This window comes from Pseudoprevotella muciniphila (assembly GCF_003265305.2).
GTDB lineage: Bacteria > Bacteroidota > Bacteroidia > Bacteroidales > Bacteroidaceae > Alloprevotella > Alloprevotella muciniphila.
Genome location: NZ_CP033459.1, coordinates 2,453,627 through 2,477,480 on the forward strand (window position 1 = coordinate 2,453,627; position 23,854 = coordinate 2,477,480).

Below are 23,854 nucleotides of genomic sequence, written 5' to 3' on the forward strand. Positions count from 1 at the left end.
GCTCACATCATCATACGAGCAAGGTTCTGTGCCTGGTCATGCACTGAGTTCTTTAGAATTTTCGCGTAAATCTGCGTCGTCTTGATGTTTTTGTGTCCGAGCATCCTTGCCACTTTGTCTATCGGCACATTGTACGATAAGGCAACGGTGGCAAAGGTGTGACGGGCAATATGAAAAGATATTCTTTTCTTGATGCCCAGCTGTTTTTCCAAAACGTGCAGGTACATATTCAATTTCTGATTGCTTATAATAGGAAGCTTGAAATCATACTTTTTCAGTACTTCCATGGCAGGGGGTAGGATAGGGGTATAGAAATTGCTGCCCGTCTTGGTACGTTTGCCGTCGATGAAAAACATTTTGTCTTGCTGCTCCGTCATGGTCTCGAAGTCGAAACTCATTACGTCGATGTACGCAAGCCCAGTGTAAGCCGCGAAGATGAAAAGGTCACGCACCCTATCGAGATACTTATCCGTTATTTTCGCATCGCGCAGCACGACGAGTTCATCCTCCAACAATGGTTTGCGCTCCTTATTCTTGCCGCGCTTTATCTTTACGCTAAGATAAGGATCGCGGCTAATCATTTCTTTTTGGAACGCAAACATGATGTAATGATGCAGGCGTTTGTGGTAATTGTCTATCGTCGCGCTTCCAAAAGGCTCGCCGTTAGGCTTTCTTTTGGCGCGAAGATACAAATCGTAGTCCTTGATGTTGGAGGGAGTGAGGTCGGCAAACGTCTTTAGCTTGCCAAAAGCTTCTACATCACGCAGGGAAACAAGACGCTGACGCTTTGTCTCGTGGTCGATGTTCTCCTTGTTTATGCAATCAAGCATAAAGTCAATAAACGAACCTTGTTCTGTTTCTTTTTCTTCAATTTCCTTTTTCGCCTTTCCTTCTATATGCGAAAGGAATTTCTCTACTGTCATTTCCTCACCGAGAAAGCGCATAGAGGAAATGATTTTTTCATAATTGGCTACAATACTTTTCAGTTCATTACTTTCTGAAAAGTAGTTCCATTCAACGGCAGTACATTCCTTAATTTTAATGTACTTCCTAACACCAGGCGCAAGTCTAACATGGATTTCGACATTGCTTACGCCTCTGCGATTCAAGTCTTTGCGTCTGTCAAAGACTACAGTGCAAGATTTTTTTTCTTTCATTCTACTGCTTTTTTTTGCGCAGCAAAACCGATTTTTCCGTGTAGCCGATTTTATTCTTGACCCATTTTCGTGTAGCCGATTGGAAAATGTAGCCGATTTGTGTAGCCAAAATGAATGTTTTTTGTCGGCGTTTGTCGGTCTTTGTCGGTTTTTGCATTGCAGTTAGACAATCTTTGACTAACTGGCAGTAGTCTGAAAATTAAGAAGTTAGCAACGTAAGCACCTCGTTTTGAGGGAAAAAGAAAATGGGAGTGTTGTGACTCCCATTTCTTAGGTTCGCGGTGCGTACGGGACTTGAACCCGTGACCTCCTGCGTGACAGGCAGGCATTCTAACCAGACTGAACTAACGCACCATTGTCTCATTAGCGACTGCAAAAGTAGGGTAATATTTTTATTCTTCCAAATTTTTTTTGATTTTTTTCGATTTTTTTATCGTTTTTATACTTTTCGGGCTTTTTGAAAGCAATGAGGAGTGGTCTTTGCTTATTGTCCAAGTATGATATTTATCAATGATACGACGTCGCTTACGTTGACAGTGCCGTCATGGTTTACGTCGCCGTCTATAGAAGACGAGGCGCTGATAATTTCTGGAGCATCGCCGTTGGTGTTGTCATACTGTAGGTATGCATTGTTGGCAGCCATGTCGATGCCTGATGAGGGTACTCTCACAAACGCTGTCATTGATTCGCCGCCGCCCGCGAGGATATAGTTCGCCATGTTGCTGTCGCTATGCTTCAAAGATGTTGCGGAGAGTACACCTATGAGGCAATTTTCGGCGGGTGCTGCTGCGTAGTCGGCATAGGGAATAGAGGAAGTGTTGCCAGATGTGCCTTTGACTATAAAGCCTACACCTGCAGGAACCTTCGTTATTCGGGTTAAGGTGGCGGTGTTGCCGTCGAAACTACTTACCACGTATGCTTCAACGTCAGATGACGTAAAGTCGAGAATATAAGGACTGCAGAATGTGCGATAAGTGGAGTTGAAAAAGATACTCTCATTAAGATCCTTTTCTACAATATTAAAGTTACTCCACGGCGAATATTCATAAGATGACATGCAGGATGTAGGAACGTAAAGTGTTGCGCCCGATACACCATAGAACACGTTATTTCCCGTTTCTGGTGCGCTCCGCATAAGGCTGTGTATCTCTTTAAGATTGTTGCATCTGTAGAACACGCCCTGTCCCAAGCGTGTCAGTGTGGATGGCAGGCCAATGGCTGTGAGCCCGGTGCAATTGTAGAATGCGTTTTTTTCTATTGTCTCCACTCCTTCCGGGATGGAAACAGATGTCATGCCTGTACAGCCAGAGAAGCAACTGCCTGCGATGGCCTTAATGCCTTCAGGGATGACTATAGCGCTTTTCTCGGGCATAGTGCCAAAGTATTGGTAGGCAACTGACCCTAAACATGCTAACCCGTCCGGTTGACTATTGCTCCATGCAGTGCCTTCAAATGCATGCATGCCGCACTTTGTTACAGAAGTGGGTACGCTGATGCTACTCAAACGTGTGCATCCCGAAAAGGCTTCCGTGGCTATTGTTTCGAGGCCTTCAGGGAGTGTTATCGATGTGAGGGTAGTGCAACCGAAGAAGGCATTATCCATGATTTCAGTGAGTCCCGTACCATTGAAAGTTACGGATGCGAGTTTTGAACAGCCGTAGAAAGCATTAGGACCAATATGGTAAACATTGGCGGGGATGCTGACACTCGTTACGTTAGGACAACCATAAAAAGCGTCTTCCAGAATACTTACAACCTTATAAGTCAAGTTGTTGTATTTGATGGTATTGGGAATGTTTACTGTGCCGCTGTATTCTCCAGAGACACTATTGTATGCTGAGCCGCTGTATGTAACCTCAACTGAGCGTGCGTATGCGCTCGTTGAAAGGATGTTGTAATATATGGTTACGCCGTCGCTATTTGCAAGGGCTATGTCATGTGCACTGGCAGGAATTGCAAGCAAACTGAAAATGAAGGGTAAAAGTTTCTTTCTCATCTTCTTTATAATAATTTTCTATCTAGGTTTGTAAGAATATTATTCAATGCTGCAAATTTAGAGAAAAAAAACAAAGTTTCCATGTTTGCTAAAATAATTAGTCTTATTTTTCGTTCGAACGTCCAAGAATACGCGTCTTTTTTGCTACTTTTGCACGCAAAAATTTTTGAGTTATGGCATCAGATAAGATTATATTGACGGGCGACAGACCCACAGGTCGCCTCCACATCGGACATTATGTAGGCTCACTGCGTCGCCGCGTGCAGATACAGGACGAGGGCGACTACAAGCGCATGTACGTGTTCATTGCCGATGCTCAGGCATTGACCGACAATGTTGACAACCCTGAAAAGGTGCGGCAGAACCTCATCGAAGTGGCACTCGACTATCTTTCCGTAGGGCTTGATCCAGAGAAGACCGTCATTTATGTACAGTCGCAGATACCTGAATTGTGCGAACTGACTTTCTATTTCATGAATATGGTTACCGTAAGTCGTCTGCAGCGTAACCCCACGGTTAAGACGGAGATTCAGATGCGCGGTTTCAGTGGAGAGAGTATTCCGGTGGGTTTCTTTACGTACCCCATAAGTCAGGCTGCAGACATCACAGCCTTTGATGCCACTCATGTGCCGGTTGGCGAAGACCAGAAGCCGATGTTGGAGCAGACCTGCGAAATTGTGCGGAGGTTCAATAATATCTATGGCGAAGGCACTCTTACAGAACCCAAAATCGTTCTGCCCGACAATGCAGCCTGTCTGCGCTTGCCCGGAACGGACGGAAAGGCGAAGATGAGTAAAAGCCTTGGAAACTGCATCTATCTGAGCGACACGGCGCAGGAGTTGAAGAAGAAGGTGATGTCGATGTATACCGACCCGCTCCATATTCATGTGGAAGACCCCGGACACATTGAGGGCAATACGGTATTCACTTATCTTGACGCTTTCAGTCGTCCTGATCATTTCGCAGAGTATTGGCCAGAATATCAGAATCTTGATGAGCTCAAAGAACACTATCAACGTGGAGGTCTTGGCGACATGAAGGTAAAGAAATTTCTCAACAAGATTCTTGAGGAGACATTGGCTCCCGTTCGTGAACGACGCAAGGAATACGAACAAGATATTCCTGCTGTTTATGAAATGCTGCGAAAGGGTAGCGAAACAGCGCGCGAAGCCGCTGCTGCAACGCTTGACCGTGTGCGCCATGCCATGAAGATAGATTATTTTGATGATGCTCAACTCATAGCCGAACAGGCAAAAGCATTTAGTCAGAAGTAAGGAAAACAACAGAAACTCAGAGCCCCTTGCCATTCCACACAAAGAGAAAGGCAGGGGCTAATTTATTCTTATTCTCCATGAAAAAGTGTGCCATCCTGATATTTGTGTTTCTTACAACATTTTTGTGCATAACGTTGCCTTGCCATGCACAGCGCCTGAATGTCATGTCCTTCAATATTCGCTATCAGAACAAACAAGATGGCAATAACGCCTGGGTATATCGCAAAGATAATGTGGTGTATTTCCTTAACGAACACCATCCCGACGTATTCGGATTGCAAGAAGTGCTTGATGAGCAATACATCTTTCTGTGCAACAATCTTTCTGACTATGCCGCAGTGGGAGTTGGACGTGATGATGGTATGCGCAAAGGCGAATATATGCCCGTTTTCTTTCTTAAAAACCGTTATAAACTTATAGACAGTGGAACCTTTTGGCTTAGTGAAACACCCAACGAAGTGAGCAGAGGCTGGGATGCAGCCTGCAATCGTATTTGTACGTGGGTAATCCTGAAACATCGTAAAAGTGGTAAGCGTTTCCTCTTTGCCTGCACGCATCTTGACCATAAAGGGAAAACATCGCGTTCTAATGCAGCAATTTTGATAAAACAGCGTCTTGAATCTATAAGTTCCGGATTACCAATAGTTCTTGTTGGCGATTTCAATGTGTCGGAAAAGAGTGAGGTGTACGAAACAATGTGCAGCAAACCCTATGCTTTTAATGATACATGGAAGGTGGCTCAAAAATGTGAAGGTTTGACTTACACTTTCAATGGATTTGGAAAATATGATGCCACGAACGGCAATAAGATTGATTATATATTTGTTTCGCCAGGCATGAAGATAAAAAATGCGACCATCTTCGACTCACACATCGCAGAAGGTCGTTATCTTTCCGACCATAATGCAATATGGGCGGAGATAGAAGAGTATTGAAAAACTGTAAAAGACTTATTTCGTCTTGGGCAATTTAGTCCATTTTATTTTTGAAAAGTCTTGTGCCGTGAAACGGTCAAAGTAGGGCTTTCCTTCAGCCTCGGACACATCATCTCCGTCAATGCTATAACCGGAGTCCATTTCTTCGGTCTCGATGTTGTATTCGTCCATCTTTTCTATTCGTTTGCCCATCTTGCTGTCTTCGATGAGCGTAATGGCAGAATAGAACGCACCTGTACCGGCTCCTCCACTCGTCATTACAGCACCATCTGAAACAGAGATATGAAACTTGAAATCCTCTGCACAGACAAGGGTTATTTCATCGCCGCCAATGGTAAATATCGCGCCATCCTCATTATTGTCGTTGCGCAACCATATTTCAGGTGTTCCATCCTGGTCTATGTCAATAAGGGCATATTTCGTAGGGTCCTTCACGATGTCCGACATGGCTTCAGCACGATAAATCTCAATCATTTCTGCAGCATGTCCTTTCCAAAACGCTTTGAAATTGAAGGCCTTTTGTGCGCTTACAGTTTGCACCAGAAACCCAACAGACAATAGCACTAATAGTTTCTTCATAGTTGTATCATTATGCCTTAAAGAACTAATCTTAAACCCAGTCCGCGATGTTTGGTGGAGGGGGGTAGGTTGTTGCGCAAGGTAAGACGTGCGCGGCTTTCAGAGTAGGAAAAACACCCGCCTCGGCTTACGCGATTTGAACCATTTGCCAGACCTGCAGGATTTTCTTGTGAAAGGGATGAATAAGCACCATAAATATCGCTACACCACTCGAAAACATTGCCTGTCATATCGTATATGCCTATCTCATTGGGCTGCAGTTGCGCTACGGGATGTGTGCGCCGTTTCGCATTTTTATGGCACCAACCCACTTCTTCAAATTGATTGCTGCCGCTGTAAGTGGTTCCGCGGGCTTTTTTGCCACCGCGCGCTGCATATTCCCATTGCGCTTCTGTAGGCAAGCGGAATTTCAGTCCCGTTATGGTGTTCAGTCGCGTAATGAAAGTCTGGCAGTCTTTCCATGTAACATTCTCAACAGGCAAGTCATCGCCTTTGAACACCGACGGATTATTGTCCATTACAGCATTCCAGAGTTGCTGGGTTACCTCTGTCTGCCCGATGGCGAATGTGCGCAGCGTTACTTCGTGTAGTGTCTTTTCGTCATCGAATGCTGCTCTGTCAGTATTTGAAGAGCCCATTGTGAAACTGCCACCTTCTACGACAATAAGTTTAATGTTTACACCCGCCTTGACGGGTACGGTGAGTATCGTCGAACCCGACTTAGGATCTACCGTGGAGTCTATGTTACTATAGTCGGTAGCCGTTTCGTCCGTAACGTAAGCCACGTCGTAGGGTAGGTCGTCTGTGGAACTGCATGCTGAGAAAAATAAGCAGCCCAGAAGAAAGATGGTCTTTATAGATAATTTCATGATGTCAGCGTCTTATGGAATGTTTTTATAACGGACGGATAAGCGATTTATTTTAGGTCTCAATGATATGTTCCATCCCCACTTTCTGAGGCACGAGTCCGAGCGATTCATAGAATTTCATGGCGGTCGGGTTGCAAGTCCACACGTTGAGTGTAACGTTGTAGCAATGCTGTTCCTTTGCGAAAGCCAATACCGCTTCGTAAATGCGCTTGCCGATGTGTTGTCCGCGAAGTGTTTCGTCCACACAAATGTCGTCTATGTAGAGTGTGGTAACAGGCTGCAGTACATGGCTGTCTTCGTGTCGTTCAAAAATGCAGAAAGCATAGCCGGCAACGCTGTCGTCTGCATCAGTACAGACAATGACGGGGGTTTCAGTATTTCTGAAAATGCCTTTCAATTCATCGTCGGTGTATTTGCGCTCGCCCATTTTGAAGAGATCCGGGCGTCCTTTGGCATGTACGGCATTTACCTGTGTGAGTAGGTGGTGTATGCGGGGTATGTCCGCATCACATGCAAAGCGTATGTTATATCCCTTTTGTCTTTGTTTCATAGAAAATCATTTCCACTTTTCACGCAGTATGTTTTCAAGTTGTTCGCCGCTGATTTTTCGGGAGAGTATTCCGTTTTCTGCCACGGAGATGTTCCCTGTTTCTTCCGACACCATGATACTCAGACAGTCGCTCTTTTCCGACATGCCGATGCCAGAGCGGTGACGCAGACCGAGGTTCTTGGGAATGTTCGGGTCGTGAGAAACGGGTAGCACACAAGCGGCTGCTGCCAGTCGGTGGTTGCTGATGATGAGTGCGCCGTCGTGCAGGGGGCTGTTCTTGAAGAAAATGTTCTCGATGAGTCGTTGGCTGATGTTGGCATTGATGTTTTCCCCGTCTTTCATCTCGTTGAGAAGGCCCACGTTTCTTTCGATGATAATGAGCGCACCCACTTTCCCCTTGCTCATGTTCATGCACGCTCGCACAAGGGGCATGATGTGCGGGTTTTGCTCAGCCTTGTTCTTTCTGTTCTGGAAGAGACGCATGGCAAAGTTTACGCTTCTGTGTGTGCCGATGTCAGAAAAGAAGTGGCGGATTTCTTCCTGGAACAAGATGACGAGGGCGATGACACCGATGTTCACCACCTGGTCCATAATGCTTCCGAGCAGACGCATACCGATGACGCGCGACACAATGAGCCACATCACGATGAAAATGATGATGCCGCTGAATACGTTGGCAGAACGTGTGGACTTCATCAGGCGGTAGATGTAGAACATAATCAGTGCCACGCAAAGGATGTCGATGAAGTCTTTTATGCTGAAACTATACATCTTGTCACGTTTTGTAGATGCTTGTTGTTGTGTCGGACTGCAAAGATAATGATTTCCGCCGAAACAAAAACTATTTGTAACTTGTTGCAGTAACGCATTCCACTATTGCGACCACCTCAGCAGCCGCTTTCACATCGTGTACGCGGAGAATGTTGGCACCTTTGAGCAGTGCTATGGTGTTGAGTGCTGTGGTGCCGTTGAGTGCTTCCTGTGGCGTAGTGTCGAGTAACTTGTAAATCATCGATTTGCGGGATATGCCTACGAGTATGGGGACTTCGAACTCTCTGAACATCTGCAAGTTGCTCATTAGTTCGTAGTTGTGTGCGAGTGTCTTGCCGAAACCAAATCCAGGGTCAAGGATAATGTCGTTCAGACCCATGTCGTGAAGTCTGTTGATTTTTTCTGAAAAGTAGAGGAACACCTCTCTGATAAGGTCGTCGTAGTGTGGTTCGTCCTGCATGTCTTGTGGTGTACCTTTGATGTGTGTCAGGACGTATGGCACATTCAGTTTTGCCACAGTTTCAAACATACGGTTGTCCATCGTTCCGCCAGAGATGTCGTTGACGATGCCCACGCCATATTCTTCCACGCACATTTTCGCCACATCGGCGCGAAAAGTGTCAACACTGACGATGGCATCGGGCAATTCCTTGCGCAGCAGTCCCAATGCCTTGTGCAGTCGCTTCATTTCCTCTTCCTCGCTCACTTCTTCTGCGCCAGGGCGTGTGGAATATGCGCCGACGTCGATGATTGTTCCGCCCTCTTCCAAAATTTGTCGGGCGCGCGAAACGATGTCCCGTTCAATCGTCTTCCGGCTTTCGGCATAGAAAGAGTCAGGCGTGATGTTCAGAATGCCCATCACGCAAGGCTTCTGCAGGTCGAGCAGAGTACCGTTGATGTTTATTGTGGTCATAAAACTGTTTTATTTTTCCTCGAAAGGGTAGGGGTGAAGGATGAGTTCGGGGTGTGTCTTGTCGGAAATACGTCGTGCCGGATTGCCTGCAGCAGTGCTATTTGCCGGTATGTCCTTAACAACGACCGAACCCGCTCCAATCGTACTGCCGCTGCCTATTTTTACACTATCTACGATGGCAGTGTTTGGCCCGATGTAAACATTGTTGCCTATTGTTGCCGCTTCTTCCGAATGGGAACCGATGGTAGTAAATTGGAAAATATCGACATTGTTGCCGATAATGGCTTTCCTGTTGATGACTATGCCGCAGCAATGGTGGATATTGAAGCCGTAGCCGATGCGGGTACCCGCCTTAATGAAAAGACCGTATTTCTTAAAGCCGTGCATGCGCCAGCGGGTGAAAGGAAACAGCCAGCCCTTGTGTTCGCAGAGGCGCATGTAGATGCTGAAGCGCATACTCGTGCGTGTGATGCTACCTATCCATATCTTCAGAAAACTTGCCTGCTTGCCGCTATGGCGGTAATAGTCGCTCTTTATGAGTTTGATGCAGTCCTTGTAATTCTCTGGGATAGGAATACTGATTTTTTCGCCTGAAAGGTCGTAAGTTTCTTGTTTCATCGTTTGCAATTTGTTTGCAAAAATAGCGAAATGCTTTCAAATGTCAGTCCCGAAGAATGTGTCAATCTGTAAAAACTTTTGTAATTTTGCCAAAACAAATATGATAATAAGGTTATGATGACTATCGAACAACTTTACAGTTTATATCTCGAACACCCCGTTGTAACGACTGATACACGCGATTTGCCCGAAGGGTCAGTCTTCTTTGCCTTGAAAGGGAATACGTTTAATGGCAACAACTTCGCCCTGCAGGCCTTGGAGAAGGGATGTGCATACGCTGTGGTGGATGAACCTTCGCTCGATGGCAAGGACGAACGGCTCATTCTCGTGGACGACGTACTGACCACTATGCAAGAACTCGCACGGCACCACCGCCGCGCACTCGGGCTACCCATTCTTGAAATAACGGGAACAAATGGCAAGACCACCACGAAAGAACTCTGTGCAGCGGTGCTCGCAAAGAAGTACAACTTGCTCTATACGCTCGGCAATCTGAACAACCATATCGGTGTACCGAAAACATTGCTCCGCCTGAACAAGGAACACGAAATGGCAGTCATCGAGACAGGTGCCAATCACCCGGGCGAAATCAAGACTCTGGCAGAAATAGTGGAACCCGACTGTGGGCTGATAACGAATGTGGGTAAGGCGCATCTCGAGGGCTTTGGCTCGTTCGAGGGGGTGATGCGTACGAAAGGTGAACTCTACGACAACCTGCGCGCCTCGGGAGGATTCCTGTTCCTGCACGGCGATAACCCCTATCTCGGCAAGATGGCAGAGGGTATGACTGCCGTTACTTACGGCACTCCCGGGCGAGGCTACGACGTTGAAGGCGAAGCAGTAGAGGGCAGCGCTTTTCTCAAACTGCGCTGGCGGGTGAAGGATGGCGTATGGCACGAAGCACAGACGCATCTTATAGGTGCCTACAATGCCGACAATGCTTTGGCTGCAGTCGCAGTGGGACACCATTTCGGGGTTGCACAAGAAGATATCAACGCAGCCTTGTCGGAATATGTGCCCACAAACAACCGTTCTGAACTGAGGATTACGGAAAGGAACGAACTCATAGTGGATGCCTACAATGCCAACCCCACCAGTATGGCTGCGGCATTGCAAAACTTCAAGGGCATACACCACGACCACAAGATGCTCATTCTCGGCGAAATGCGGGAACTCGGCGCGGTGTCAGAGCAGGAACATGCCAATATCATCAGAATGATCGACGAAATGGATTGCAAGACAGTATGGCTCGTAGGAGAAAATTTCCGGAAAGTGGCAGGAGATAAGTATGTCTGCTTCAAGGACGTGGAGGAAGTAAAGGACAGACTGAAATCAGAATCCGTTTCAAGTCGACTGATTCTCATCAAGGGTAGCAACGGCACACGTCTCTTCGAATTGCCGGAACTGCTGTGACAGGTGAGGGTTTTTAGGGTCTTTAAGGATCTTAAGGTATTTAAGGTCCTTTGAGTCCTTACTTAAATTCAAATAAAAGAAGGAGACCGTAAGTCTCCTTCTGAAGTGATCCGCTTGGGGCTCGAACCCAAGACCCCAACATTAAAAGTGTTGTGCTCTACCAACTGAGCTAGCGGATCGCCTTTGTGCGTTTAAGCGGGTGCAAAGATACGCCTTTTTTGATGAAAACAAGCAAAAAAACAAATAAATTTCAGTTTTTTTGAAAAAAAATCGTAAAAATACTGCACTTCTGTGTATAAAGTGCATTCGTCGGCTATATCTTCGGCGTATCGTCCGCTTTTGTACTCGCAGGTTGCTCTCCGGTCGTCGCCTCGTCGGCATTGGCGGCAGGCACGGCTTGCAGTTGTTTAGGCAGGGCGTCAGTCTCTGTCTGCGAACTCACTTCGGCGTCTATCTCGCTGATGTAGCGCTTATAGTAACTGATGATGATGGTCGTAACGGGCAGCGCCAGGATAAGCCCGATGATGCCCAGTATGTATGCCCCCACAGAGAGCGAAAGGAGTACGATGGCAGGGCGCAGACCCATCATCTTGCCCATGATGCGGGGCGTGAAGATGGTGTCTTGCAGTATCTGAACCACTAAATAGACAAGGCATACACCACCGATGAGCATCCAGAAGTTATCGCCCGTCTTCGCCGCCTGAAGCAGGGCGAGTATGGTGGCAGGCAGGAAGCCCACCACTTGCAGGTAAGGCACGAAACTAATCACGCCGATAAATACACCCAGTGCTATAGGGGCAGGGAAACCGATGATGACGAAGCCGATGACGAACATCACGGTGTTGCTCAGTGCCACGAGCGACTGCCCGCGGAAGAAATGCCCCATGCTGTTGTCCACGTCGTTCATCAGCGTCCTGACAAAAGGCTGACGGTGCTTGGGCGCCATTTTTACGAAGCCCTCCGAGAAGTGTTCATAGTCGAGCAGCAGGAAGAAGAGGTAGAGCAGGGCGATGAGCGATGCCACGATGCTCACTATTGTGCCGGCTGTGGTCCAGAGGAAGTCCCACACCTGCGGCACGGTGTCCTTAATCAGGTTTTGCACGTCCTCTTTCAGCAGCAGTTTCTTCAAATCGTACTGACCGAAGGTCTGACGGAAAAAATTCTCGATGAAATCGGGGATATTTGCATTTCTCGTCCCGTTCTCTATGAAGTTGATTGCCACGCTCTTGATGTTCCCCACCTCTTCTATCAGCACGGGCAGGATAAGCAGTACCACCCCCGACACGAGAGCAATGGCGAGCAGCAGCGTGATGATGATGCTCACCACGCGGTTGCGCAGGTGGCATTTGTACTGGAAGAACTTCACCACAGGGAAGAGCATGTAAGCCAGCATCCACGCTATGAAGAAGGGCAGCAGCACGGGCCACAGATAGCGTATCAGGAAGTAGCCCGCCACGAGTGCACCTACGAAGAACAGGGCACGGGCAAAGGTGTCGAATGTTATTTCTCGTTTCTTCATCGTCTTTCCGGAATAGTATGTAACGATGCAAAAGTAGGACAAAATTCCCGCATTTACGATTTTAAATGCTAATTTTGCTTGAAAATACAGATAAAAATCCCATGCTCACACTCGTTCCAACGCCCGTAGGCAATCTCGACGACATCACCATGCGCGCCATCAAGGTGCTCAAGGCAGTTGATGTCATTCTCTGCGAAGATACGCGTACCTCCGGCATATTGCTCAAGCATTTCGGCATAGAAGGACGCCTCATGTCGCACCATAAGTTCAACGAGCACAAAACGGCACACGCCCTCGCACAGCGCATGGCGGCAGGCGAACAGATGGCACTCGTCACCGATGCCGGCACGCCTGCAGTGAGCGACCCGGGCTTCCTGCTCGTGCGCGAGTGTGTGGAGCAGGGCGTGGAAGTGCAGTGCCTGCCGGGAGCAACCGCTTTTGTACCCGCTCTGGCATGTTCCGGACTCCCTTGTGAGCGTTTCACGTTCGAGGGGTTCCTGCCACAGAAGAAGGGAAGGCAGACGCGCCTCAGGGAACTCGCCGAAGAGCCCCGCACCATGATTTTCTACGAGTCGCCCCACCGCGTGGTAAAGACGCTCGGACAGTTCGCCGAGTTCTTCGGACCGGACCGCCGCGCCTCCGTCTCGCGCGAAATAAGCAAGATACACGAGCAGACAGTCCGCGGAACGCTGGAAGAACTCCTTGCCCATTTTTCCGGGAACGAACCGCGCGGCGAGTTCGTCATCATCGTGGAAGGATTAGGAAGAATGAAGGGATCAGTAAATCCCTTAAGGTCTAAAGAGTCCCCCGAAAGTTAAATAATCAAAAAAAACAGCCGTATAAACACCAAAATAGCCAAAAGGTATTACTTTTGCAGCGCAGAACTCTACATAAAGGTGTCATAGAGCACCTTTTTAAACTTTACAAAACATTATTCATCAAAAAAACAGCAAAACCGAACAAAAAGATGAAAAAATTACTGATACTGATGCTGGGCGTAACGCTCCTCGCAGGTTGCGAGCCTAAGAAGAAGGGTAACAGCGACAAACTCGCCAGTGAAGTACGCTACGACTCGCTCCTGCAAGCCTTCGAGCAGTCCAAGAACGAATCGGGCGACCTCATAGAGACCATGAATCAGATAGAGGCAGGCTTTGAAGAACTCACCGAAGTGGAAGGCACAGTCAACCAGATTAAGGAGGGTGGGGTAACATCAGCCAACCGCGAACGCATCATACAGATGATGGCGCAACTGCAGCAGACCATGAAACTCAACAAGGAGCGCATAGCAGAACTCGAAGAGCAACTCCGCGTGGCTCAGCAGGCAGACCCCAAACTGCGTGAGGCTACGGAGAAGAAAATACAGAACTACGAGACACTCTTGGCGCAGAAAGAAAGTTCCATAGCAGCACTCATGGCAGAACTCAAGCGAAAGGATGCCACCATTGCACAGAAAGAGGCGGAAATCACAGACCTCAGCGTGAAGAACACCGACCTCACCACGCGCAATGCCGACCTGCACGCCAAAAATGAGGAACTCGGCGCGAAGAACACCGAACTCGGACAGAAAAACGACGAACTGGCGAGCCAGAACCGCGCAAAGGATGCCACCATAGCAGCTAATAAGGAAGACATAGCCAGCAAGGCAAAGACCATTGCCAATCAGGATCAGGCAATGCACACCGCCTACTACGTCTTCGGCACAAAGCGCGAACTCAAGGCACAGCACATCCTCGAGGACGGACAGGTGATGCGCTCAAAGAACATGAATCAGGACTATTTCACCAAGATAGACCTCCGCGTAACAAAAACCATAAAACTCTATTCCAAGAAAGCGCAAATCTACACCAACCACCCCGCTGGGTCCTACACACTCGACAAGGACGAACAGGGGCAGTACACCCTGCGCATAACCGACCCGCAGCGCTTCTGGAGCGCAAGCAGATACCTCGTAGTCATGGTGAAATAACAATAATGAACGAAATAACGTCATAACGAAATACCGTAATAACGAAACAACGAATCAGAATCATGAAAAAACTCACAGCATTATTATTGGCAACCGCCTTGGTAACGACGAGTTGCGAATCTTACGAACAATTCTGGGGCACTGCCACCGGTGCAGGCATCGGCGGCATGTTCGGCTCCGCAATAGGCGGCATCATGGGCGGACCGCGTGGCTCCGACGCAGGTGCTGTCATAGGTATGGTAACGGGTGCCGTGGTAGGCGCAGCAGCCACCTCGCCCGAAGTGATGGACGAAACAGCGCGCCGACCGTCATCTAAAGGCGACGTGCGCTACGACAACGACTATGCTTACACCACACCCACATCGCTCTACAACTACATCGAGGTGCAAAACGTAAGTTTCTCCGACAAGAACAACAACCACATGATCGATGCCGGCGAAGTGGCATACGTCACGATGGAAATCTACAACCGCAGTTCCGAGACCATGTACGATGTGGCACCTCAGGTAACGTGCGACAACAAGCGCGTACTCATATCACCCACAGCCATCGTCAGCCAACTCGACAGCGGAAAGGGTGTGAAGTATAAAGCCATGGTCAAGGGTGCAGACAACCTCCGCAACGGCACAGCCAAGTTCACCGTAGCCTTCGGCTCAGGCAGCAACCGCGTAGTAGCCAAGACGTTTACCCTGAACACAGGCAAATAACCGCCACTAACCACATACACCCAATCCCCCACGTGACCGTTATCGGTCGCGTGGTTTTTTTGTCTCCCCCCCCTATCTCTCTCATCGCCTTTTTGCAAACTCGCCTTTACAAACAATCCTCAAATAAACAAAAATTATAGAAAAATAACAATTTTTCCATGCGCCTTCCTGATTAAATCCGTATATTTGCAACCGCATAGAACGTATGCTTATATGCCCAACGGCCACAGAACAACGACCGCAGACATACAGACATCATTCTGCAACATCAAGCAACTCAGAAGTTTATATAGTAATTTAAAAAATAATTATTGTTTTATGAAAAGGATTACGTTATTGTTCGTTTTCCTGCTTTCATGGTTGGTAGTACCGGTAAGTGCGCAGACATACGCCATCACCCCAGGTACGAGAGTAGCACTCTCCGACCTTGTGGTAGGAAACAATTACGTCATTTTCAGTACGGCTGTAAATTCAAGCGATTTGTCAGCCCTTTCTTGGGCAGGCTACGTTTACGATACTGGAAGTGCTTTTAAAATGCGCCGACCAGGCGAATTGCCAAAGGATCATACATCTGCTTCTGATGAAGTATGGACCTTAATGGCAAAAGAAGGTTCAACAGTAACTTTTAAGAATGTCAGCACGGGCAGGTACATTAGTAGCAATACTTCAAGCCCGTTGAGTTCAGAAGAAGCATCTGTTAAATTTTATGAGTACTCAAGTTTGCCTTCTGGTGTTAACAAGACAGGCTCCGATGTATCGTCAGTTTCTGATGATGGCACGTCCAGTATCAATTGTGCCAATGGAGACTTGTCAGGTACAAACGTATACGGCATTGTTAATACAGATGAGACAAAGGGTTTAAAGATGGTTCCAGGTACATCAGTTGTTGAGTATGGTTCTTTCTGTTACCCCTTTACAGTATATCAAGCCTCAGAACTGGCAACGGTTACTTTCAATTATGTAAAGGATGGCGTTACGTATTATACAACTACGGACAATTCAGTTTCACTTGGTGATACTTACACTTTCTTGGTGCCTAACGCATACAAAGGTTATGCCATCACTTCTGCCACTGATGGTACGAATACGGCTACTGTAGGTAACAATCTCAGTTTTACAACAACCTCAGGCGGCAATACCATCACAGTAACACTCGGACAGCAAAACAGCATCCGCGACTTTAAGGAAATAACAACTGATCTGACACTGACAGAAATAACGAGCATTGATAATATTTCTGAGGGTCAGCAGATTGTTATGCAGATTAACAGAGGAGGCACTTGGGCGTACATGATGTGGGATGGCAACGGTCAGATTGGCAAAATGCCTAACATGAATGGTTTTGAAGGAAATGTCTTTACTATAACCAAGGCTGTGGCCAACGGAGATGCTAAGACCGTACAAATTATGGGTGAGACAGGGTCTTACTTCCCTGATTTAACAAATGTAGCAAATACATCAGTAATTACATTAGGAACAGCAGCTGATTATACCTTATCTAAAAATTCTGATGGCTATTTCCATTTGAAAAATGGTAGTAAAGGTGTAGATAACAATGGTGGCTTTGGTTTAGCAAAAATAAGTGTATGGAATTACGAAGAAACAGGTCAAAACCAGCAGATAAGAATTTACGAAGTTACAAAAGGTATGCCTAATCTCAGTGTGTCAAGCATCCCTACGGACGTATTGGGCAATCCTGTAACCAATGGAGGCAGATATGCCATCAGAGTACCTGCATTGGGCAATAATCCTTCACTTGGAATTACCCAACCTTATCGCTATCTGACAAGTTCAACGAGCAGTGAAAAGATTTCAAACAGTACTGTAACATACGATGACGCAATGTTATGGACGCTAAGTTACAGTTCTCAAGGTTTGATAATCAAGGCGAACAAAAATGGCAAATATGTTTCTTATGATTTGTACGACTATAGTAATACAAATGATAAAAATTTCCTGACAGCCACTACTTCAGATGCTGCAGAGGTTTGGTTCCCTGCTTCTGATACCAGAAGTCCTTATAGTGGCTATTCGCTGAAAACCACTTCCGGAAATATGGTAAGTACATACTTGAGCCAAAATAGTGCGAGTTACTCTACTGTTGGATACTATCCAAGCCTTCACAACGGAACTTTGTTCCAGTTCGTACCTGTCTATGATGTGAACTTTGTAGATGAGAACGGCGACCCCGTATCAACCACCCTCAACGGTGTAGCATCCGCAGCCGGTGAATTCGTTGTACCTCACAGAGGTTATTACACATATAGCACAGTTATCTTCCCCGAACTGACAGGCATTACCACATTGGAAAACACCTATTTCGACATCAACGGCACGGAATGGGATTTCCAAGGACTTTGCGATGCCCTCGCCAAGGTAACGGGCAATATGACCATTACGGTTAAAACCAATCAAATTGACTACACCGCAACCGGTGCGCTGACACGTATTAACGACAAGAACGACGACAAAGTAGTAACAGGCTCACGCTACTTCCTCAAGATGCGCCAGAACGCCTCCGGTACTACTGATGCAGAAATCGATGCCAATGTGGCATACCAGACCAAGAACGCTTCAGGACAAATTGCGCCACTCGCATGGAATGGTGATGTGGCACAGACCTGGCATCCTTATGGTACACTAAAGAACATCGTGCTTAAGAATGGTGACAATGCCTACCTGAAAGTAGTTGACTATCCAACATCAGGCATAGGTTATGGCACATCATTCGGATTCGATGTAACACTCGCTAACGCCACACCGTTCTCGGCATGGCCATGCGACGCTACACTCCTCAGATATTATCTCACCACTTCTAAACTCGACGGAAGCATCTATCAATATACTTCCGATGTGGTAAACAGCGCGAACACCGCAGGTCTCAACACTGAAATCGTAACCACCGACGTAGGCGAGAAAATACAGTTCGTACCAGCCATCAAGCTCTCCTTCGTCGTGAAGGATGCCAATGGCGATGAAATGACCGACGCTTCTATCACATACAACGGCGTAACGTTCGACAACACTACGATGAAAGCCATCTATGTGGAAAAAGGAAAGGGCTTCTCAAGCCTCACCATTACGGAAGTTTCAGGCGATAATATCGGTACGCACAACTTCGATGCCGGTTATTACACCTACCTCGTAGGTAGCGCGAATATGAAGCCTAACAGACTCTCCGGTACCATCTCAACACTTACCGGTGATGCTACCATCTATATCCAGAGGAAAGCACTGACAGGATACGAAGTGGAAGGCCTCCGCGACGTGAACGGAGAAGTGGTACAGAGCAACCAAATCTACCGCCTCCAGTTAGTGGCGCGCACCAATACAAGCAAACAGCAAAACAGCCAAGATTACTACCTCACACAGGTGCACAACTCAGATTCACTTATGGCTTCCAATGCCATCATAGGTAATGGTAAGCAGCATTGGTATGCACAGCCCAGCACCACGGCAGGCAAGATACAACTCTTTGCCGCAAACGAGACCGGTTATGTAGGTAATTCTGCTGATGCCACAGGCAACGCATACGGAGAAGCAGCAGTGGTTGCCAATGCTTTAGACTTTGCCTACACCAGCGTAGGTGATGAAAGCAGTAACGAATGGGTTTACACCCTCAAAGCCTCTGTAAACGGCGCAGACACCTACCTCGGCAATCCGACCGGCGTCAACAAAAAAATCGGCTTCTGGCAATCCGGAGGCAATATCTGCCAGTTCAGTTTCATACCTATAGGTCTGGCATACGGTGTGTTCGGACAGGAAATTACTAATGGTAAGTACCGCATAGAACTGCCCGGACGCGCTACAAACACTTCAGGTCCCGTCACACTCACCATGAATGGTGGTGTAGGTCAAGCCGCTAATCTCTCAGACCGCGAGCAGTACTACCTGAACCCACAGAGAATGGAAGATTATCGCAGATACTATTGGTTAAGCGAAATCGATGACAATGTGAAGTACCGCAATGACTCCACACAGGTTTGGGAATTTGAGTTCAATGGTATTGCCGGTGTATGGATCAAGAATATCAATGGCAAGTATCTGAAGGCAGAAAGTTTCGAGGCAGGTGCCCGAATGATTACTGATACTGTGTCGAGACGCGAAAATGCCACCCTCTGGGCTATCAGACCGGTAGCCATCAGTGGAAAAACCAACACATACAACCTCATTGCCGCAAACGACACCATCGACACACCGACAAACTGGTACTTGTCAAATAATGGTGGTGGTAATAACAACATGGGCTTCTACAATAGTGCAACTGATGGCGGTTATTACTTCACCTTCACGCCCGTAAGAAAAATCTCGCGCGCGGAAGCCTATAGTCAAGGTATCGTCAATGGTTACGGATACACATGCTATGGTCTTGGCTACAAGAACATGACCTATGCCCCGGGTGACAACCGCGACTCTATTCAGGGCTACATGTTGCCTGAAAACCTATGGTTGCCATACAACCCCATGAGTAACTCGTTCTCGACGGTTACGTTCCACCAGCCCGACTTGATTGGCTACAACTATGACAAAGGTATTACAGAACCGAACCACTCTGACCACGTCATACGCTATACCTGCTACGAAATCGACAATTATCCTATAGAGAGTTCAGATGCTCCAACTATGGTGAATGGTCAGTGGACTTTCGATGAAAATACGCATTGGTATGCCATCACGGTAAGGGCATGCGACGGTGATGCAAACCCCTACGTCATGCGACAGGATTTCTGGCGCTATGACCAGTTGTCAGACATCAACACACCGTTCTGCGACAGATACCTATGGTGCTTCGTTGGCGACAGCATCAGCGGATACCTCGTCTATAACAAGGCGGAAGGTGCCGGTAGATACATGGGTAGTGTGAATGAAGACCACATCGCTACTACAGGTATCCACAACATTACATGGTTGCCGAACGACAACTCCGATGCAGTGAAATTATATTCAAAGCACCTCTTCCAGATTACGCAGCACACACAAAGCGGTCATTACATGCTGATGGACAGATACAGCAACCTCAGTTTCGATGCTTACAACACGGGCCCGCACTATGGTTTCTCTAACTATTGGCACTCAAGACATCAGAGCAATGGTGCCTACATCAAGAATGTGCTCGGTACTGAAGAATGGACAGGTGGCCAGACATTCCAGGCCGCTTCGTATGAGCCTTCGATTTACCATGTAGGTGGTAGTTTCTATGCACGTACCATGACATTCCCGCGCCTGACGGATATCTACAAGCAGACGTTTACACCGGCATACTTCAATGGCTTTGTAGGCTTTGTAGGCATGCACGAGAATACGGACAGTGTGGACCTGAACTTCCGCCGTCTCAATGCGAACCTCGCATCCATCGGTACCGTAAATCCAGCGGATTATAACACTACGGCAGCATTCAAGGCAGCCTTGGCACATGCACAGAGCGACTCTCTTGCTGCATACGACATCTTCCTTGAGAACCTTTACGAGAATGGTGTGAAATATGATGAGCACAAGGCATATCGTCTCGTCAATGAGAAAACCGGACAGTGGCTCTCTGTATCAGGCGACAACAATGACGGGCCTATCACACTGAAGGGTGTTGCAAACTTCTCGGAAGACACCGACCCGGGTTCGCTCTGGAAATTCATCGAAGTGGACGATGCACATCCTGCAGATAACCATACGATGAACAACAAGATCTATAAGATGCACAACATCTATCGTAGCGCCAACCTGAATATCGCGAACGATGGTACAATCACGCTCGTGAGAGAACCTTATGCAAACCGCTCATCCTATGGACACGACTCTGGCATAGGTACCAACATCGACTTCGTGAACGACATGGTATATATGCAGAGTTGGGGCGAATTCGTATTCAAACCCGCTGCTGCACCGATTACAGGTTCTGGCACAGGTCTCCTCCTTAGCAGTACAGAAAGCAATAGTTTCTCCACAGGCTACGACCTCGGCGACAACGACGTTGCAGCACGCTGGTTCATGAAGGGCTTCTCGCTCGACTCCATCAGCCTCACTATGCCAACGACCGGTAGCAGCGAAGCCTCACAGGTTTACTCCTCGGCTGTAGATCCAGACCACGACTTCACATGGCCCTACGAACACGGACTCTCCGCTTGGCGTATGACATGGCGCCACGCAGACGTAATACGCGGACAGAAGATCACACCGAACACATCGACAGACCGTCCGTTCATACACGCAGGAACAGGTATCCTCTTCCGCGGACCGAAGGGCGTGAAGTTCCCCTTGCTGCCATGCTCTTCCACGACAGCCATCAGCAGCCTCCTCGTTTCGCCGGACGAAACAGTGGAGAAAGACACCATCGAAGGTGTGCCGGGCTTCAAACTGCCTGCGGGAAGTGGCTTCGTGATTGACTATGCGAATAGTGAAGACGTTGTACGCTGCTGCCTCATCGGCTCAGCAGGCTACACTTCTTCCAACTATATCGCGCTCGATGACGGCTACGTATTCCTGCCGAAGACCAAGCCCTACATCCCCAACGATGGCGACCACTACGGCAGCGAGAACTACACGCTTGAACTCGAAGACGAATTTGGCAACGTAACGAAGATCGGTACTGTCGATACCAACGGTAATGTGAACCTCAACGACGACAACGCGTTCATCGATTTGCAGGGTCGTCGAGTAACACAACCGGTTAAGGGACAAATCTATATCCACAAAGGACAGAAAATTTATTTCAAATAAGCGATTGAAGCGAAAAAGGGACGGCGGCAAACACCAACAGCCTGCCGCCTCCCCACTTCGCACAATGTTCAACTAAAAAAGAATAAAAAAAGTAAGATATGAAGATACCCTATATCAAACCGGAATTCAAAGTACTCAACCTCCGCGACTTCTGTTCCGAGGACGACGATCCCGAAACAATCTCTTTCGGTACACTCGCACCCAAGAATGACCTCGATGCAGATGAGGAACAAGGACAGGATAACTATTGGCGCAAATTCGACTGGCAATAAAAACCGGTCAGGAAATACCAAAAAAAGCACGGCAAATTTTGCCGTGCTTTTTTATGTCGGTGCGATGACAGTTCGCGCTTATCATTGTGGTCCTACGCACCTTCGGCGCTTCATGGCTGCGCTGTGTTTGCTAAATTCGTGCAATTCGTGGTTTTTATTTATCACACATAGCAGAAATTCGTAATCTCAATCTCGCCAGCCTGTGAATCCTTCTCAGGACGGTAAACAATCCGCAGGCCGCGATACGCCTTCGACACCTTAATCGTGTCAAACACATTCCACATCGGCTCACCGTAGTCGCCCGATTCGTCGTAAAGCAGCATGACGTTGTTGATGATGTCTATCTCGTAGTAACCGCCGCCGTAACAGTCTTTCTCCCCTTTCCTGACCAGATCCTCGTGAAGGCGAACCCTGCCAAGACGCAGTTCGCCGTTTTCGGAAATAATGAATTTTGGATGTAGCATAGTTCTTGTTTTTTTATGGTTATCTGCAAAGATAGGGATTTTTTTTGGATTTCCGGCCTCTCCGGATTTTCCGGACTCTCCGGATTAGCCATGATTTCTATGTTTTCCGCTCCTTTCTCGAAAAAAAACACTAAATTTGTGCCAAAATAAAAGAAGAGTTCACGATATGAACATTTTGCGAACCATAACGCTCTCGGCTTTCCTCGCAACCGCCTTGTCAGCGGCGGGGCAGGGGAAAACCGTCCTCACGGCGGAAACCATCGACTATACAGGTCAGAAAATCTACATCGACTGCATTCAGACTCCGGCATACAGTGCAGAGTTTGACTACGCTGCCGGCGAAACTGCCACCTACACTTTTGCCCCCACCCGTCAGGTGGGAATGCTCATCAACTCCCGCACACTCGTCATCGTGGCGCCGGGCGATTCCATACACGCCAAGGTGAGATACACCGACCCCAAGAACGTTTCCGTAACATTCAGCGGTACACCGTCGGCAGTGGCAGCCAACCGCCTCTATCAGAAGGTACAGGCGCTGAAGAAGTCCATGCGTTACCGCTCGCAACTCCTCTCCTGCGTAACGCTCGACGAGAAACCCGCTCAGCGCATCGCGCAGTCGCGGCAGTTGCTCGAAAAGACTGCCGCATTCGTGGAAACCGCAAAAGATAAGGTAACACCCGAGGCGGCAGCCTACGTCATGGCAGAATCAGAAGGACTGGCATACCTCTCGTTCATGGAGTACCCCAAGATGTATGCCGAACTGAGAAAACTTCCCATAGCCGAGCAGGAAATAGGCGACTATTGGGCTCTTATGGACAGTGTGGAACTGCGCGCCGACGCTGCTTCGCTCTCCTGCCCGGAATATGTCAGCATGCTCATGCGCTATGTGGCATACACGAATGAGAAGGCTGCAGACGGCACCTACACCATGCCGCAGAAACTCGAGGACATCTATAGGGAAATGGCAGAAGGCCTCGAAGGCGCACAGCGCGACGCCGTGCTCTTCCATCTGCTCACCAACTTCATACGCGGCGGAAAGGAAGTGGAGCGGGCAGAGCCACTCATCGCCGAGTACCGCCAGAAATACAATATCAACAAGGACTACATCGCCATTATCGACGGCTTGATGGAATAAAAAAA

At 47.8% G+C, this 23,854-nt stretch carries 19 protein-coding genes and 2 tRNA genes; 9 read left to right on the forward strand and 12 right to left on the reverse strand.

Annotation, left to right across the window (positions count from 1 at the left end):
- Nucleotides 1–2: 2 nt before the first annotated feature.
- The 3 genes from C7Y71_RS09970 to C7Y71_RS09980 all read right to left on the reverse strand — a co-directional run bounded on the left by C7Y71_RS09970 (nt 3) and on the right by C7Y71_RS09980 (nt 3,153).
- Nucleotides 3–1,157, reverse strand: a complete 1,155-nt coding sequence (locus C7Y71_RS09970; RefSeq protein ID WP_111897555.1) for a site-specific integrase — start codon at nt 1,155–1,157, stop codon at nt 3–5.
- Nucleotides 1,158–1,436: 279 nt separating this feature from the next.
- Nucleotides 1,437–1,511: transfer RNA gene (locus C7Y71_RS09975), tRNA-Asp, on the reverse strand.
- 130 nt (nt 1,512–1,641) lie between these two features.
- Nucleotides 1,642–3,153, reverse strand: a complete 1,512-nt coding sequence (locus tag C7Y71_RS09980) for a leucine-rich repeat protein (RefSeq protein WP_111897556.1) — start codon at nt 3,151–3,153, stop codon at nt 1,642–1,644.
- A 173-nt stretch (nt 3,154–3,326) separates the two neighbouring features.
- On the opposite strand from C7Y71_RS09980, the gene trpS reads away from it, so the two are divergent.
- Complete coding sequence (trpS, locus tag C7Y71_RS09985; protein WP_111897557.1) at nt 3,327–4,427, forward strand: tryptophan--tRNA ligase; 1,101 nt, start codon at nt 3,327–3,329, stop codon at nt 4,425–4,427.
- Between the two features lie 164 nt (nt 4,428–4,591).
- Nucleotides 4,592–5,362 carry an endonuclease/exonuclease/phosphatase family protein gene (locus C7Y71_RS09990; protein ID WP_193215907.1) on the forward strand — a complete coding sequence of 257 codons (771 nt, stop codon included), beginning with the start codon at nt 4,592–4,594 and terminating at the stop codon, nt 5,360–5,362.
- A 15-nt stretch (nt 5,363–5,377) separates the two neighbouring features.
- On the opposite strand, the gene C7Y71_RS09995 is transcribed toward C7Y71_RS09990, so the two are convergent.
- The 6 genes from C7Y71_RS09995 to C7Y71_RS10020 all read right to left on the reverse strand — a co-directional run bounded on the left by C7Y71_RS09995 (nt 5,378) and on the right by C7Y71_RS10020 (nt 9,662).
- Nucleotides 5,378–5,941, reverse strand: a complete 564-nt coding sequence (locus C7Y71_RS09995; RefSeq protein ID WP_146739337.1) for a hypothetical protein — start codon at nt 5,939–5,941, stop codon at nt 5,378–5,380.
- 17 nt (nt 5,942–5,958) lie between these two features.
- Entirely contained in the window at nt 5,959–6,810 is an 852-nt protein-coding gene (locus tag C7Y71_RS10000; RefSeq protein ID WP_111897560.1) for a formylglycine-generating enzyme family protein, read from the reverse strand.
- 52 nt (nt 6,811–6,862) lie between these two features.
- Nucleotides 6,863–7,360: a GNAT family N-acetyltransferase gene (locus C7Y71_RS10005; protein WP_111897561.1), complete on the reverse strand. Its 498-nt coding sequence runs from the start codon at nt 7,358–7,360 to the stop codon at nt 6,863–6,865.
- Between the two features lie 6 nt (nt 7,361–7,366).
- Nucleotides 7,367–8,131 (reverse strand): diadenylate cyclase CdaA, encoded by a 765-nt coding sequence (cdaA, locus tag C7Y71_RS10010; RefSeq protein ID WP_111897562.1) that lies wholly within the window; start codon nt 8,129–8,131, stop codon nt 7,367–7,369.
- 70 nt (nt 8,132–8,201) lie between these two features.
- Nucleotides 8,202–9,044 (reverse strand): dihydropteroate synthase, encoded by an 843-nt coding sequence (folP, locus tag C7Y71_RS10015; protein ID WP_111897563.1) that lies wholly within the window; start codon nt 9,042–9,044, stop codon nt 8,202–8,204.
- A gap of 9 nt (nt 9,045–9,053) precedes the next feature.
- Nucleotides 9,054–9,662, reverse strand: coding sequence for a serine acetyltransferase (locus C7Y71_RS10020; protein ID WP_226943443.1), 609 nt, complete (start codon nt 9,660–9,662; stop codon nt 9,054–9,056).
- Between the two features lie 117 nt (nt 9,663–9,779).
- Here C7Y71_RS10020 and C7Y71_RS10025 point away from each other — a divergent pair, with 117 nt between their 5' ends.
- A complete protein-coding gene (locus C7Y71_RS10025; RefSeq protein WP_111897699.1) occupies nt 9,780–11,075 on the forward strand; it encodes a UDP-N-acetylmuramoyl-tripeptide--D-alanyl-D-alanine ligase in 1,296 nt (431 codons plus the stop codon).
- Nucleotides 11,076–11,181: 106 nt separating this feature from the next.
- On the opposite strand, the gene C7Y71_RS10030 is transcribed toward C7Y71_RS10025, so the two are convergent.
- Both C7Y71_RS10030 and C7Y71_RS10035 read right to left on the reverse strand, forming a co-directional pair.
- Nucleotides 11,182–11,254, reverse strand: a tRNA-Lys gene (locus C7Y71_RS10030).
- Between the two features lie 134 nt (nt 11,255–11,388).
- Nucleotides 11,389–12,594: an AI-2E family transporter gene (locus tag C7Y71_RS10035; protein WP_111897564.1), complete on the reverse strand. Its 1,206-nt coding sequence runs from the start codon at nt 12,592–12,594 to the stop codon at nt 11,389–11,391.
- A 101-nt stretch (nt 12,595–12,695) separates the two neighbouring features.
- Between C7Y71_RS10035 and rsmI the strand changes: the two genes are divergently transcribed.
- The 5 genes from rsmI to C7Y71_RS11905 all read left to right on the forward strand — a co-directional run bounded on the left by rsmI (nt 12,696) and on the right by C7Y71_RS11905 (nt 22,250).
- Nucleotides 12,696–13,412 (forward strand): 16S rRNA (cytidine(1402)-2'-O)-methyltransferase, encoded by a 717-nt coding sequence (gene rsmI, locus C7Y71_RS10040; protein ID WP_111897565.1) that lies wholly within the window; start codon nt 12,696–12,698, stop codon nt 13,410–13,412.
- A gap of 149 nt (nt 13,413–13,561) precedes the next feature.
- Nucleotides 13,562–14,560, forward strand: a complete 999-nt coding sequence (locus C7Y71_RS10045) for a Cbp1 family collagen-binding glycoprotein adhesin (protein ID WP_111897566.1) — start codon at nt 13,562–13,564, stop codon at nt 14,558–14,560.
- 62 nt (nt 14,561–14,622) lie between these two features.
- On the forward strand, nt 14,623–15,267 hold the full coding sequence (locus C7Y71_RS10050) for a hypothetical protein (RefSeq protein WP_111897567.1): 645 nt from the start codon (nt 14,623–14,625) through the stop codon (nt 15,265–15,267).
- 318 nt (nt 15,268–15,585) lie between these two features.
- Nucleotides 15,586–21,978, forward strand: coding sequence for a hypothetical protein (locus C7Y71_RS10055; protein ID WP_146739338.1), 6,393 nt, complete (start codon nt 15,586–15,588; stop codon nt 21,976–21,978).
- 98 nt (nt 21,979–22,076) lie between these two features.
- Nucleotides 22,077–22,250 (forward strand): hypothetical protein, encoded by a 174-nt coding sequence (locus C7Y71_RS11905; protein ID WP_193215908.1) that lies wholly within the window; start codon nt 22,077–22,079, stop codon nt 22,248–22,250.
- Nucleotides 22,251–22,411: 161 nt separating this feature from the next.
- On the opposite strand, the gene C7Y71_RS10060 is transcribed toward C7Y71_RS11905, so the two are convergent.
- On the reverse strand, nt 22,412–22,714 hold the full coding sequence (locus tag C7Y71_RS10060) for a hypothetical protein (protein ID WP_111897569.1): 303 nt from the start codon (nt 22,712–22,714) through the stop codon (nt 22,412–22,414).
- Between the two features lie 166 nt (nt 22,715–22,880).
- Here C7Y71_RS10060 and C7Y71_RS10065 point away from each other — a divergent pair, with 166 nt between their 5' ends.
- The gene (locus C7Y71_RS10065; RefSeq protein WP_111897570.1) at nt 22,881–23,849 is read left to right on the forward strand and encodes a hypothetical protein; all 969 of its coding nucleotides are present in this window, start codon (nt 22,881–22,883) and stop codon (nt 23,847–23,849) included.
- Nucleotides 23,850–23,854 lie beyond the last annotated feature (5 nt).

Excerpts from the sequence above, each read along its gene's own strand:
- C7Y71_RS09990 (WP_193215907.1), top strand. The coding sequence starts at position 4,592 with ATGTCCTTCAATATTCGCTATCAGAACAAACAAGATGGCAATAACGCC.
- cdaA (WP_111897562.1), bottom strand. The coding sequence starts at position 8,131 with ATGTATAGTTTCAGCATAAAAGACTTCATCGACATCCTTTGCGTGGCA.
- C7Y71_RS10000 (WP_111897560.1), bottom strand. The coding sequence starts at position 6,810 with ATGAAATTATCTATAAAGACCATCTTTCTTCTGGGCTGCTTATTTTTC.
- C7Y71_RS09980 (WP_111897556.1), bottom strand. The coding sequence starts at position 3,153 with ATGAGAAAGAAACTTTTACCCTTCATTTTCAGTTTGCTTGCAATTCCT.
- trpS (WP_111897557.1), top strand. The coding sequence starts at position 3,327 with ATGGCATCAGATAAGATTATATTGACGGGCGACAGACCCACAGGTCGC.
- C7Y71_RS10050 (WP_111897567.1), top strand. The coding sequence starts at position 14,623 with ATGAAAAAACTCACAGCATTATTATTGGCAACCGCCTTGGTAACGACG.
- C7Y71_RS10025 (WP_111897699.1), top strand. The coding sequence starts at position 9,780 with ATGACTATCGAACAACTTTACAGTTTATATCTCGAACACCCCGTTGTA.
- C7Y71_RS10060 (WP_111897569.1), bottom strand. The coding sequence starts at position 22,714 with ATGCTACATCCAAAATTCATTATTTCCGAAAACGGCGAACTGCGTCTT.
- C7Y71_RS10035 (WP_111897564.1), bottom strand. The coding sequence starts at position 12,594 with ATGAAGAAACGAGAAATAACATTCGACACCTTTGCCCGTGCCCTGTTC.
- C7Y71_RS10065 (WP_111897570.1), top strand. The coding sequence starts at position 22,881 with ATGAACATTTTGCGAACCATAACGCTCTCGGCTTTCCTCGCAACCGCC.
- C7Y71_RS10005 (WP_111897561.1), bottom strand. The coding sequence starts at position 7,360 with ATGAAACAAAGACAAAAGGGATATAACATACGCTTTGCATGTGATGCG.
- C7Y71_RS11905 (WP_193215908.1), top strand. The coding sequence starts at position 22,077 with ATGAAGATACCCTATATCAAACCGGAATTCAAAGTACTCAACCTCCGC.
- C7Y71_RS10020 (WP_226943443.1), bottom strand. The coding sequence starts at position 9,662 with ATGAAACAAGAAACTTACGACCTTTCAGGCGAAAAAATCAGTATTCCT.
- rsmI (WP_111897565.1), top strand. The coding sequence starts at position 12,696 with ATGCTCACACTCGTTCCAACGCCCGTAGGCAATCTCGACGACATCACC.
- folP (WP_111897563.1), bottom strand. The coding sequence starts at position 9,044 with ATGACCACAATAAACATCAACGGTACTCTGCTCGACCTGCAGAAGCCT.
- C7Y71_RS09970 (WP_111897555.1), bottom strand. The coding sequence starts at position 1,157 with ATGAAAGAAAAAAAATCTTGCACTGTAGTCTTTGACAGACGCAAAGAC.
- C7Y71_RS10045 (WP_111897566.1), top strand. The coding sequence starts at position 13,562 with ATGAAAAAATTACTGATACTGATGCTGGGCGTAACGCTCCTCGCAGGT.
- C7Y71_RS09995 (WP_146739337.1), bottom strand. The coding sequence starts at position 5,941 with ATGAAGAAACTATTAGTGCTATTGTCTGTTGGGTTTCTGGTGCAAACT.
- C7Y71_RS10055 (WP_146739338.1), top strand. The coding sequence starts at position 15,586 with ATGAAAAGGATTACGTTATTGTTCGTTTTCCTGCTTTCATGGTTGGTA.